Origin of the sequence: Aureliella helgolandensis, from assembly GCF_007752135.1 — a bacterium.
In the GTDB taxonomy this organism is placed as follows: domain Bacteria; phylum Planctomycetota; class Planctomycetia; order Pirellulales; family Pirellulaceae; genus Aureliella; species Aureliella helgolandensis.
The window spans coordinates 3,391,064-3,404,731 of the sequence record NZ_CP036298.1 but is presented as its reverse complement, the minus strand read 5'-3'; the positions used below and the strand labels follow the sequence as shown (position 1 = coordinate 3,404,731).

Genomic DNA, 13,668 nt, shown 5'->3' with positions numbered 1-13,668 from the left:
CACCACGACGCGGCGGCGCCGCGAATACTGAACCAGGGAAGGCCGAGCTATGGCGAAGGAATCGTTTCGCTTTATACACGCAAGCGACTTTCATCTTGAGCGACCGCTGCAAGACATTTTAGACTTGCCGGAGCAAATGCGAAAAACCTTGGTGGAAGCACCTTGGCGAGCGGCTGAAGCCGTTTTCGAGCATGCGGTGGTCGAAAACATTGATTTCGTCGTGCTCTCAGGCGATATTCTCAATCCCGCCACGAGCGGTTCTCAGGGGCCCGCCTTCCTCCTCGACCAATTCGAAACTTTGCGAGGCAAAGGAATCCAGATTTACTGGGCTGGCGGCGAAGTCGACGATCCCGATCGCTGGCCAGCGGCGGTCAGTCTACCGGACAACGTACACCTCTTTTCGAAACATGAAGCCGAAACCTTTATCTTTCGTCGGCATCAAACCCCACTGGTCAATTTGATTGGGCGCAGCTCCAGCGGCGGCGAAACCGTGCGAGCTGTCGAGTATGCCAATGAGGCGGACGACAACTTTGTAGTCGCGGTGGGGTACGGTCAGGCAGACGCCGAATCGCTGGCATCAGAACATGTGGACTACTGGGCGCTGGGCGGTCGGCATCAAGGTGAGATCGTGCGAAGCGACGATCCCGTCATCCGCTACGCAGGCTCTCCGCAGGCGCGCTCATTAAAGGAGCCAGGCCCGCATGGATTTGTTTTGGTGGATGTTGATGCCCAACGCGAATTGCAGATCCATACGATCGAAACGGACCAAATCCGTTATTCAGTCCAAGAGATCGATGCGGATGACGTTGCCCTTGGCCGCGACTTGCGGCAACTCCTAGCGAAACGCGTTGCCAGATTGCAGAGCGAAGCCTCGGGACGACACGTCTTGGTCAAATGGCGCGTGCATCTCGACTTAGAAAATGCGTCGGTGGTGGGCCCTAGTGCGATGGAAGATTTGTTGGGTTGGCTGCGGCGAGAATTTGGCCATGGGCAACCAAGCTGTTGGTCGACCGATATTGAAATCTTGCCTCCTAAAGAACTCCCAGCTAGCTGGAAAGAAGAAGACACGATCTTGGGAGATTTCTTGCGTACGAGCGCAAGTGCTCGCAAAGACCCTGCTAAGCATATCAATCTCAAACCGATTATTGATGTGGAGACGCCAGGCACAAACAACTGGCAAGGGGCGTTATCAGGAAGTAGTTCGAACTCGCTGACCGCGACTATCGAACGCAGTACTCTATTGGGTGTCGATCTATTGCGTGGTCACAAAGTGGACTTAGTGGCGCCGACTCGCCGCTTCGGAGGGTCCGAAAAATGAAAATTCGAGACGTACAAATAGATGGTTTTGGTGTTTGGTCTGGGCTCTCGGTCCATTCCATGCCCGATTCGATGACGGTCTTCTACGGACCGAACGAAGCGGGAAAGACGACACTCATGAATTTCCTTCGCACAATGTTCTATGGGTTTACGCCAGATCGACGTGGGCGTTACCTGCCACCGCTCTATCCTGGAAAACCTGGTGGGACGATCCGCGTAACCGGACCTGGCGGAGGCTACGAGATTACCCGTCGAGGACAGCTCGACCAAGGTGCCGCTACGGGGCATCTGACGGTTACCGGCAGCGATGGCTTGGCGCAGGGGCAACACCGGCTTGCCATGCTATTAGGCCAAGTCGATGAAAGCATTTTCACCAACGTATTTGCGATTGGGCTGCGAGAGCTGCAAGAGCTTAGCACGCTCGATGATACCGCCGCTGCGGACGAACTCTACAAGCTCTCGAGCGGACTAGATCGAGTATCCCTGGTCGACGTCACAAGGCAATTGAAGGCAGCTCGCCAGAAGATTGTGGGAGCAACCCCCGATACTGGGCAAATGCAGCAGTTGATGCTTCAGCGCGAAAAGCTGAAGGAAGAAGTCGAACAACTCAATGCATTAGGGCGTCGTTGGAGCGAGCTGGCATCGTTGCGGAATACCCAGAACTCTGAACTGGATGAGTTAAAGCAGCGGATTGGACAATGGGAAGTTGAGGCCAAAGCCTACGAAGTTGGACTTCAAGTTCGCCCGGCATGGCACAAGCGGACTGAAGTCCAAGCCCAAATTGATTCGCTCGGTGCCCGGACGGACATTCCACAATCTGCAGCTGACAAGTTGGCAGAGTTGTCCTTGCAAATTGCTGAACGCGAAGAGCGTTTGAACGAAACTAAGCAAAAGCGTAAAGCCCTTCGCGATCAAGCGCGCAGCCTTCCGCTACGACGCGGGATTCTCGGACTAGCGGCTAAGATCGAGGCCGCCAACGAGCAGGCTCCGTGGATCTCTTCCATTCAAAAGAACATCCAACGGCTGGAGGGGCAACTCTCACAAACTCGCGATCAATTGCTCGAAGATGCCAAGCGACTGGGCATTACCGAGGAGGATCAGCAGGCGTTGCTGCAAGATCGGCGGATGGCGCGAATGCCCGATTTGTCGCGGCAGGCGATCAACCAACTGGCCGAACCCGCCAGTGAAGTTCGCATGTGGACCACTCGGTTCAAACAAGCCAAGGAGCAAAGCGAAGTCGAGAAGAAGGAAGCGGATCGGCTGGAGAAAGAAATTGCCGCCGCCATGGAAACGACCAAGTTCAAGGACCTTAAGACGGCGCTCGAGAGCAATGGTGAACTAATCGCACTGCTTCGCAAACGCCAGCAAATTGAAGAGGCCTTGGAACGTCTTACCACGCGGCGCGAACAGCTTGAAGAAGAAGCCATTGATTTAACCGTCGATGAAGCTTTGCCCCTGGAACGCTCCTTCATGCTGAGCGCTCTGTTCGTTGGCGGAGCTTTCTTCCTCATTTGGGGATTGGGGATGCTCCTGCCCCTATTCAGCTCCATTGTCGATTACAACCCGTCAACCGGCTCCGTCATGGCTGTCCTGGGCGGAGCTGCGCTGTTCTTTGGACTCATGTGGAGCAACGTTCTGGAACGCAGCACGGTTTCCACACTGGAGGATGTCGAAGATCAAATCGATGCAGTTCGCAAAGAGATTCGCAAAACGGAACTCGAACGCGATGATCTCCAACGCCGCATTCCTTCGCACTCAGGAACGCTCGAAATTCAGCTACGGGAATCGGAGGCAGAAGTCACAGCGCTCGAAGCTCTACTGCCAGTTCAACATAATTTCCAAGCCGTGGTCGAACGCTATAAAACCGCTAAAAAGCGTGCGGGGCAGGCCTCCGATGCTCTCCGCACTGCCCGCAGTCACTGGCAGCGTACGCTCCAGCAGTTGGGACTGTCCGAGTCGATGTCTCCCAAGAGCATCCGGGTACTGGCTGAGGGCTACGATTCGCTCTTGCAGACCCGCAAGCATCTGCAAAGCTTGGAACAAGAACTCGAAGCACGGCAGTTGGAGTTGGGTGCGCTAACACAGCGAATCGACAGCCTCGCTAAGCAAGTGTTTGCGGCCAAGGCGGCTAGCGATGCGGTTTCAAAGCGCGAGTCCGACGACGAGGAGGAGTTCGATGAGCAGTCGAGTCGTCCCGCTTCGAGCCAATTCAAGAAACAGGGGAATTCTCCTAAGGATTCAGACCGCGAACCGGTCAGAGCGGATGGCGAAGCAGCTACGGCAGCCCTAAATCAGCTGAGCAAGCTATCGGCCTTGATTAGCTCTCAGGAACAGTACATCCTTCAAAAGCGAGCCCTCAAAGAACAAGACCAAGCGCTCGCCAAGACGTTCTCGTCGATCCAAAAAGGCATCGATAAACTCCATCGCTCTCACAGCGCCGTGCTAGCGGAACATGGATGTGAGTCTGAGGAACAGTTGCATGAAATGCTCGAATTGAAGGAGCAGCATCGCAAACTTGTTGAGCAGCTCAACGAATTCGGAGAGCGCATTCTCGCAATTATTGGTGGAGTAGTTCCTTACGAGACTGTCGCCAAATTGCTCGAAGGCCCCGGTGCTGCAGACCTAGAAAAGCGTTGGGAACAGATTTCCCAGAGAACTCAACAAGCCGAGCAAAGGGTTGAGCAACTGCACCTGCGTCAAGGTGAACTTTCGCAAGAGATGAAATCTCTAGCCGCCAACACGCGATTGTCGGAAGCGAAACTAGAGTTGGTTTGCATCGAGAACCAACTCAAGGCTTGTGGCGAACATTGGCAAACATTAGCGGCCACTACGGGCCTGCTAGACCGCGTCTGTGAGGTCTATGAAACGGAAAGGCAACCTGAAACACTGCGTGAGGCGAGCGCGTTCCTCAGTCAGTTGACGGAAGGTAAGTATGTCCGCATCTGGACCCCGCTGGGTAAGAATCAATTGCGAATTGACAATGGCGCCGGTCAAGCATTGCCGTTGGAAGTGCTCTCCCGCGGAACGCGCGAAGCGGTCTTCATCTCACTGCGTCTTTCGCTGGCCGCCGCCTATGCGAGGCGTGGTGTCACCATCCCGCTTGTTCTGGACGACGTGCTCGTCAACTTTGATTCCATTCGAGCGGAATCAGCAGCCAAGGTCCTGCGAGATTTCGCGGAATTGGGGCATCAAGTCGTGATGTTTACCTGCCATGAACACATTATGCGGATTTTTGATCGCATCGGCGTTCAGGTACGTGTATTGCCAACCCAAGGTCAGCCTGGCGAAGCTGAGATTTTCTACGACGCTCAACTGACCCTACCGGAGCCTGAACCGGAGCCCGAACTCGAATTGGAGCCAGAGCCAACGCCCAAGGCTGTACCACGCGTAGAGGTATTGGCTGCTCCCCAACCGGTCGCTCCCCAGCCCGAGCCCCCTCCCAAACCCGTAGTCAAACTGCCGGTCATTGAGGTCCCAGCTCCGCCCGTTGCGGTGGAACCAGTACCGCTTCCGCCTCCACCACCGCCGCAGGAGACACCGGTTGCCTCTCCGGTTAAGAAGGTTCGCCGTGTGGTCGTGGTTGAGCAGGAGCCGGAAATCGATTGGCTATGGTACGAACGCCATTCCACACCGACTATCTCGGCTGAAGGGTGGGTCGAATCCGACGCCCATGGAGATGACGGCCCTCTTCCTCCAGACTTGTGGTGGACTCGCCACGGCAAGCAGGTGAATTCTTAAGGCCATACGCGAGCGCGCGATGCGCTACGTGGTGCTTTGTTTTCTGTCTTCCGATGCAACTTCAGATACAGCTGCAGATGGAGCCGAGACAGCGACATCCGCCCACCTTTTTGTCGCGTAGCAACGGGGATACTCAAAAACCCACATTGACCAGAAAACGTGTTACAATCTAGAGTTCGCAGCAGTTCGGCAAGCGCCTACGCATTTTGTGCCGCGCAGCCCCTCCATCAGTCGTTGTCCGAGGTTCGGGGGAGGATGCAAGTAGCCGCGGTGGCTCGTCCCCGTAACACCGCCTCTGGAGCACTTTCTGATGATGGAGATTCCTACCGAACTATTGTCGGTGTTTGGCCCAATTGGTCTGCTAGAGCAAACCAATTGCCCAGTGATGTTGAAAGAATACACCCACACCATTGAATTCCTGCGGCAGCTCCAAGCACAGGGAACCGGTTCGCTGGCCGATGCGGTGGCGAATGACGCCAAACTGTTTGATACTCTGCACGAAACCTTCACCTTAGTGTGGTGCAACGAATGCGCCATTCAGCTATTTGAAGCGACAGACGACGCCGACCTAATTTCTCGGTTGCACGAGGTCTACGTTCCCGAGTCAGTGCCCAAAATTGTCGAATACTTCGAAAGTTTGACGCGCGGGGACGAATCGTTCGTCTGCGACGTGCCACTGCGAACGTTGACTGGCGCCCCCCTCCACGTGCGACTGACCAGCAATCTCGTTCGGATGCCAACGCAGACCTACTCCATCTGCAGTTTTTCCGACGTCACCGATTGGTATCAGGCGCAACAGAGCCTCGCTAGGTTGCGCAGTCGCTATGAATATGCGCTGCGCGGCACTCAGCTTGGAGTCTGGGAGTGGAATATCGCCGAGCAAACGGTAACCTTTGATACCGAGTATTATCGCATCTTGGGATACCAGGCTGGGGAAATTGAGTTAACTCTCGATATGGTCCAAGAGTTCATTCATGTTGATGATCGCAATTACGATAGTATTGGCGCATTGCTGGCGGGAAAATACGAGCGAACCTTTCGCATGCGATGCAAAGATGGCAAGTTTCGCTGGATGCGTACCAAGGGGCAGATTTGTGAATTTGACAAGCAGGGTAAGCCCGTTCGTGCCATCGGGACAATCTACGACGACTCCCTGAAGCAGCAGGAGATCGAACTGCGTGAAGTGGAACGCGTGATCTTTGAAGCGAGCGCTGAGGAGGAAGTGGACGAGACGTTTTTCACAGACATTGCTAATGGCATCGATCGCGCATTTCCTAATTTCCGCAGTTTGGTCATGGTGCTCGATGAACACCAACAGTTCATCCAACTGGCGGTCGCTCCCAAACTGCCGGAAGATTTCAGCCAGTCGCTACTGGAGCTGAGAGTTGCGGGAAAGACGACGGGCTGCCAAGCTGCCATGCGTTCCAAGCGATACGTTTTTTATAATAACTTGCACGATACGGAGAGCATCGCAGACACCGCCTCCCTGTGCATGGGCTACGGAATTCAAGCGTTGGGCTACATGCCCATTGTGGATAGCCGCAATACTTCGCTTGGTACAATTTGCCTGACTTCCGCTGATGCCATGCCACGCCCCATCGAGGCCATTGTAGCCCTGGAACGCGTGGCCAGATCCTTGGCATTAGTCATCGAAAAACAGAGGCGCGCCCGCTCAAATCAACTTCACGAACTACAGCTACAGAATCGCCAAAAATTCGAAAGTTTGGGCAAGTTGGCGGGGGGAATTGCACACGACTTCAACAACCTTTTAACCGTGATCATGACGAACACGGAGTACCTGCAGTTAAAAGGGATTGCCGACAACGCTGCAGACGCCAGTCAACAAGGTTTCCCTCAAATTATTCAAGCCGCCAACACGGCGGCTCTACTCTGCAAGCAAATGCTGACATACGCTGGCAAAGTTGAATCGGAGATGCAACCATTTGACGTGGAGCTTGAGGTCCGCAAGATTATGAGCTTGATTCGTTCAGCGACGAGCCCGGCGATTCAGATCGCATTGGATAGCGTTCCAGACTTACCGCCGATTCAAGGTGATCCGGCAACGGTTTCGCAAGTGATTATGAATTTGCTCACCAACGCCGTTGAGGCGGTTGATTCGGCGGGCACGATTAGCATTAAGCTATGGAAGCAAGATCATGCCGATTTGGATTCCTCTCGATTAACCTTTGCCGATAGTTTAGTGGCTGATGCCTATGTGTGTATTACTGTAACCGATGATGGTCACGGCATTGACGAGGTAACTCGGCGACGGATGTTTGATCCTTTCTTCTCCACGAAATTGGCCGGTCGCGGACTAGGACTGGCCACTGTTTTGGGTATCGTTAAACATCACGCAGGCGGGATAGAGCTGCAGACGAAAGCGGGAGAGGGGACAAGTTTCACAGTCTTGCTTCCAGCGTCTACCAGCGAAGTTCATCGCGTGGACGCAGCACACTCAGTCAGCACGACGCGCTGCAACAAACGGGTGCTGATCGTGGATGATCAAGAAAACGTTTTGGCGGCCATTTCCAATATCGTCGAATTGCACGGCTGTACGGCCACCCCCGCCCAGTCGGGAGAGGCTGCCCTGGAACGACTTCGCGGCGGTCAAGAATTCGACATCGTCCTACTCGATCAGCAAATGCCAGGTCTTTCGGGCTTGGCCACCTATGCTGAAATTCGGGCTTTGCACCAGACCCTACCGGTTTGCTTTGTGACGGGCTATGTCTCCCCACCGAATCTGGACAGCTTACTGCGATTGGACCCCAATGCGGCTTTGCTGAGAAAACCCTTCAGCAACGACCTGCTCTTGTCCACGCTCGAGCGTCTGTTGAAAACAACGAGTCGACAGCCCCAATTCAAGTCCGCCGGAACTTAATCTTGATCGCGGCCTGGGATCTAGCTTTCCGCCTAGGCTGCATGCGGTGGGTAAGGTGCAGAGCAATCGGCCAATCCACTGGTGCCGGTTCGATCTCCAACCAACAGCATGCAGTGGTTGCGGATTAGCCCGCCCACACTGAATTGCGGAGGTCAGACCACCACCATCGTCTCGCGTTATCTCCCAGCTCAGCTGTGCTCAGCCCAGCGGCAAAGTGCAGAGCTGCGGTCAGTCTCAGCTGTTAATCAACGTCGTTTTCAGCCGCTTTATGAATCGCCGGTAACCCGTTGGGCACGCACCGCATACGCTCCATCTTGCGACTGTACCAAGGGCCGGGTGGAAGCGTGCCATAGCCTGCAGGGGATGTTCGATTGAAATCGACATTGGGGACGAACGGATACTTATCGTCGCGCAATTGCGGCCAGAAATTGAGGTCATCAACTTGCAACTGCTCCAGGTCGAGAAAGAACTCGATGCGATCGATGATGTAGCCGATGTGCTGCTGGGCCACTGCACTCAGAGACTGAGTGTAGGCTTGTTGGGCTTCCAAGAAATCCCGAGCAGTAACACTCTTGACCGCCAAGTTCAGTTGCAAGCGAGTGCTGACTACGCGTTCGTAAGCCAACGCAGCACTTGCGATGGCGATTTCGTATTGGTTTCGATCCAGTTCCAGGGACCGCAGATCGTTACGAATATCGAGTTTGACGTTATCTTGTGCCTCGATCAATCTGCGCAAAGCGGCGTTGTAGTCGATCAGTGCTAAGCGAAATGCGTTTCGCTCTGCTCGACGATTGAGCGGCGTATCGAAATCCATCCCCAGAGTCGTGGTACTGTCATCGAGCGAAAAGTCAAACGGATTCTTTGATCCCAGGCGAGTCCGAATCGACTGGGTAGCGCGAATATTCAGCACGCTTCTTAGATCATCACCAGAGTACTTGATCTCGCGCCAGGCATCGGCCACTTCACCGCGACGGTTCATCAGATCCAGTCGCTGGACCAACGCCGTCAACATGGCTTCGTCCACATCGACCTCAACCGGAATTAGTCCCGCCGACTCCATGAATTGCGGAGTTTGGACCCGTGCCACGACTTGTTGGGTCAGACCTTCCAGGTCTTCAACCGAAGTGGCCAGTTGCACACCATGCTGGAGCAACGCCTGCTCGAAATCGGACTCCATCCTAATGACTTCACTCCGCAGCTCCCTGAGTTCCGCAATCACGGCCGGATAGAAGGCAAATAATTCTTGGGTTTGTCGAATGCGTTTACGCCGTTCAAATACATCGGCCAGCCGATCGTCTAGACTCTTCAACCTCTCGGCCAACTCATTGCGTACGGTGAAGTCTTCCAGCTGATTGCTGCGTAGGACTTGATCGAGTAGGGCGAGTTGAAGGTGGAACGATGCTAAAGGCGCGCTGACCGCATCGGACAGCCGCGAATAAACTTGCTCCTCCTGGTTCTCATCGACGTGTTCCAACAAGCCTACTTGAACGGCGTTTACAATCCGCAGGCCTTCGACATCGAGCCGAGTCACCAACATCTCTAGCTCTTGCACGACTGACTCATCGGCAGATCCCATCTGAACTTGGAGGTTGGCAAGATTGAGAGTGCGACGGGCAACCTCGGCGGCGGCTGTCAGAGCAGACTCCGCCCCCTCACGTTGTTGCTGTTGGTAGACATAGTCCACTTTTCGTCGGATCTGTTCTTGGATCACAGTCGATTCATCACGCTGCGTTAACTCTTCGAGCTCGGAGAGATCGAGGTTGACGGGCATTTCGGTCGGCAAACCAATCCGCAGTTTTAGACGATCGAGGGCCCCTTCAAGATTGTTGCAACTACTGATCAAGTTCCCTCGACTGCGCAGAGCATTCTGTTCGAACTGATCGACTTGAAAGCGTGGCAATGAGCCGACTTGTTCCAGAGCGGCAGTACGGTTGAATCCTCTAAGATTACTAAAGTAGTCTTGGGTGTTAATCGCGATACTACGATAGGTGAGCAGCAGGTTGTAATATTGCACGGCTAAGTCGCGGAACATCTGCTTGCGGTAGCGCACGAAATCTCGGGCTGCGTAAACGACATCGCGTTCCGCTTGGGTCAAGGGCTCGAACCGCACATCCCGTTGCATGATGGGCTGCGCTAAATCGATGAGAAGTGAGGAGCCAACCGACGAGGAATAGCCAGAGCTACCGTTGAAGGTCAGCACCACGTCGTTGGCGAATCTCGCCACCAAATCGCCTGCGGTGTACAGTGATTTGCTGATGCCGATATCAGTGGGCGTGGCTAGGCGGTTGACTTCAATCCCACCTGTTCGGTCGTGGATGTAGGTTGCGTCGGTACCATTGCCGCTGGGGAGGAACTTCAGGTTGTAGTCAAAGCGGCGCAGCGAGAGTCGCAGGGCAACCCGATAGAGCGTTTCCTTACGCGTCTGGTAATCCCGATTGTTGACCAGCGAAACCTCCAAGATGTTGGCTAGGGTCAAGCGTTCGGCGGAATCGAGTTGTGAGGCGGAAACTGCAGTTTGATAGGTCCGTTCGAATTCCTGCCGAACAGTTTCGAACTCGAGCATGCGGCGTAGGCACGCTTCGGGCAGAGCCTCCCACGACTCTTTCGGTATGGGATTGATCCTAGTGGCGCCCTCCTCTTCGCTGCTTTCCGCTGGAGGCGCTGGCAGAGACTCAACGGACGGTTCTCCAACAACTGAGGGAGGCGGCAACTCGAGGGCCTGAGGTTCGCTCTGCATCAATGGAGCTGCCAAGGTCACCACAGATTCTTGTGTATAAGCCGCTCCGACCACTTGGGCATCTGCAGGTTGTGGAGGAGTAAGCTCTCCCACACTACTGGAGCTCGACTGTTCTGCCGAGCCAATCCCTGGAGCCTGAGCACCGTCCAATTGAGGCGTTTTGGCTGCAGGAGTCTGCAGGGGAGGCAACTGATAGTTGTACAGTTGGGGCGCCGGCATGGGCAGTTGAGGATCAACCGGATTGGTCGGGTCGAAGAATCGCGAGCGCGTATCGGGCTGAACATCAAAGTCGGGCCCAATCTGCCAAGTCGGCGCATGCGCCTTCTGTTGAATCAGACCGTAGGCATCGCGGTCTGCAGCGCGAAAATGGCTGTCGCGCTGGCAACCTACGAGTCCCCCCAGAACCGCCCAGGCACCGATCCCCGCAAACAGGAACCGTGCGATCAAGAAGCGGCTGGATTGGCAGTGATTCCGGTACTCGGCTGCTTTGTGGTGGCTAGCGTACATCCAAACCTAAGCGTGGGCTAAATAATGCTGGAAATGACGGTCTTAGGGATTGATCGGCAGAGTAAGCGGCTTAAGTGGACCGGAAACCGAAAGGCCGGTTAGGACGCGCGGGCAAACTAGGCAGTTCTGGGCGAATACGCCGCGTCTATTTCTGCGAATGGGCTATTGCCAGGCCGAGATCCGGGTCTTTGGGAGAGGCCGACAGGCCCCCTTAAGAACGACCTTTGCGAGGCAGTCTTCTCCCTTGCGAGAAAACCGACTTAATCCCCAATGTTTTTCAATTTCCTGGCGCAATATGCACGCAGGAAAAGCATCCAGAAAGGCGACGCAGATGCGATTCTGGCTAGACGTACCCGCAAAGAATAGGGACAATTCTGGCAGAAATTGTACCGGTCGCGTTTGACTTTGACACTTTTGGGATGTGCCTTGGCGACGCTGCGTTACACTTGGTCGAGCTATTTAATGGCTTGTCACGTTCGGTGACGGGTCAGTCCATCACATCCTTAAAATTATGAATTAGTTAGTCGCTTGTACCATTTGATGGCGTGGTAAATATCGGGTGACTTACTCTCGCAACGGCGAATCGTACATGTCCAATAAAAAGAGTCGACGGTCTAATCGCCGGCATTACCGTCAAGCCACCGAAGCAGCGGTAGGGCCGACCGATGAGAGAGCAGTTTCGCGACTGCTGAATGGGAATGCCCCTACGGAAGCATCCAATAGCTTGACTTGGACCTCGGGTCGAGCCCACACCGCGCGTGCCAATAACATCAATTGGGCGGCAGCGGGTTGGTTGGTAGCGATTCACCTGTTCGCCCTTGCCGCCCCTTGGACCTTTTCATGGTCCGGTCTAGCGGTTTTGGTCGTTCTGCACTGGGTCTGTGGAGGCATTGGAATCTGCTTGGGATACCATCGCTTGCTGACGCATGGTGGGTTTATGACCCATCGTTGGGTGCGTCGCGCTATCGCAACCATCGGTTGTCTGGCTGGCGAAGGTCCGCCAATGGTGTGGGTTGCAAACCATCGCTTGCACCACGCACGCAGTGACCAAGAGGGCGATCCTCACTCGCCACGCGACGGCTCGTGGTGGAGCCATGCATTTTGGTTGGCTTACAAGGTGGGCGGAAAGAATCCAAACGATTACCTGAAGAAGTGGGTACCGGACCTCTACCGTGACCGGTACATGCGCATGCTGGACTACGCATTTGTTCCATTGAATGTCGGACTTTCGCTCATCATCTACGCAGCCGGATACGCCGTTGGCGGCTCGACGCTTGCATTGTCTTGGTTGATCTGGGGCGCTGCCTTGCGAATGGTCTTAGTCCTGCATTCCACTTGGCTCGTCAATTCCGCCAGCCACCTGTGGGGCTACCGCAATTACGAAACCCGCGATGATAGCCGCAACAATTGGTGGGTGGCTCTATTCACCTACGGCGAAGGCTGGCACAACAATCACCACGCGCATCCACGCATGGCCAAACACGGCCACAAGTGGTGGGAATTCGATATGACCTTCTTGACCATCCGGTTAATGAAAGTCATGGGGATTGCCTGGGATTTAGTGGACTATCGCAGTCGCAGTGAAAAGAACGCCAAGAGTTAGCTTGCTGGTCGAGTATCCCTCACCCCCAAAACACACAACGCTGTAGTTCATTCAACTACAGCGTTTTTCGTTGCTAGGGTCCGCTTAGGAATTGGCACCGCGTCCTACAGGGCTTTCAAGAATTTTGCCGCGTTCCCCAACTCCTCGGTCGGCTCGCTGGCAGTCACACGATCCAGGATGTACCAGCCACGATAACGGCGTTCCTCCAGTACCCCTAGAATCCGTGGAAAGTCGGCTGAACCGCGTCCTAGTGGAACCTCTAACCCTCTCCCCCGAGCTAGATCACGCACTCCATCCCGAGCGTTCACGATCAGGGTCTTCGCAGCGCATCGTTCAATCGACTCCTCGTCGTAAAAATCGTTGACGATCAAATTGCCAGGATTGAACGCCACGCCGATGGTCTCGTCTGGAATCGAATCCAACAGAGCAGTCAGACGCTCGACAGGTTCGGAGCCGGTTTCGCAGGCGAATAGAGTCCCAATGTGCTGTCCAAAGCGTGCTAAATCTCCCAGGCTTTCCTGGAGCTGCAGATAGGCGGGATGCAGTGGATCTTCCGGTACATAGCCAACAGCATTGACGACCACGTTGGCTCCCAAGGAGTAGGCGAAGCGCATTGCCTCTTTGGTAGCATCGATCCTACGCTCCAAATCGGCCAAGACATCGTAGCCATGATGGGTGGGGAATCGAATCGATACAATCCGCAAATTGAGATCATCTAACAGCTTGCGAAGCTGTCGTCGCCCCGTATCGCTAACATCCTTCGGTTGGAGCAAGTTTCGGGCATCGATTTCGACCCCGGTAGCTCCCACACTCGCAGCAGTGTGCAAAGCTTTCTTGAAACTTTGACGCAGGCTCCGCAAGCCTATACCTATGTTCAGTTCCGGCACT

Annotated in this window: 6 protein-coding genes; 4 read left to right on the top strand and 2 right to left on the bottom strand. The window is 54.7% G+C overall.

Annotated features, from left to right (window positions below):
* Positions 1-49: 49 nt before the first annotated feature.
* The 3 genes from Q31a_RS12110 (at position 50) to Q31a_RS12100 (ending at position 7,933) form a co-directional block, all read left to right on the top strand.
* Positions 50-1,318, top strand: a complete 1,269-nt coding sequence (locus Q31a_RS12110) for a metallophosphoesterase family protein (RefSeq protein ID WP_145077901.1) — start codon at positions 50-52, stop codon at positions 1,316-1,318.
* The gene (locus Q31a_RS12105) at positions 1,315-5,055 is read left to right on the top strand and encodes an AAA family ATPase (protein ID WP_145077899.1); all 3,741 of its coding nucleotides are present in this window, start codon (positions 1,315-1,317) and stop codon (positions 5,053-5,055) included. The genes Q31a_RS12110 and Q31a_RS12105 overlap by 4 nt, the downstream gene beginning before the upstream one ends.
* A 310-nt stretch (positions 5,056-5,365) precedes the next feature.
* On the top strand, positions 5,366-7,933 hold the full coding sequence (locus Q31a_RS12100; protein ID WP_145077897.1) for a PAS domain-containing hybrid sensor histidine kinase/response regulator: 2,568 nt from the start codon (positions 5,366-5,368) through the stop codon (positions 7,931-7,933).
* Between the two features lie 241 nt (positions 7,934-8,174).
* On the opposite strand, the gene Q31a_RS12095 is transcribed toward Q31a_RS12100, so the two are convergent.
* Positions 8,175-11,177, bottom strand: a complete 3,003-nt coding sequence (locus Q31a_RS12095; RefSeq protein ID WP_145077895.1) for a TolC family protein — start codon at positions 11,175-11,177, stop codon at positions 8,175-8,177.
* A 589-nt stretch (positions 11,178-11,766) separates the two neighbouring features.
* Here Q31a_RS12095 and Q31a_RS12090 point away from each other — a divergent pair.
* Positions 11,767-12,780: an acyl-CoA desaturase gene (locus Q31a_RS12090; protein WP_145077893.1), complete on the top strand. Its 1,014-nt coding sequence runs from the start codon at positions 11,767-11,769 to the stop codon at positions 12,778-12,780.
* A 104-nt stretch (positions 12,781-12,884) separates the two neighbouring features.
* On the opposite strand, the gene Q31a_RS12085 is transcribed toward Q31a_RS12090, so the two are convergent.
* The gene (locus tag Q31a_RS12085) at positions 12,885-13,667 is read right to left on the bottom strand and encodes a sugar phosphate isomerase/epimerase family protein (RefSeq protein ID WP_197356770.1); all 783 of its coding nucleotides are present in this window, start codon (positions 13,665-13,667) and stop codon (positions 12,885-12,887) included.
* Position 13,668: the final 1 nt, after the last annotated feature.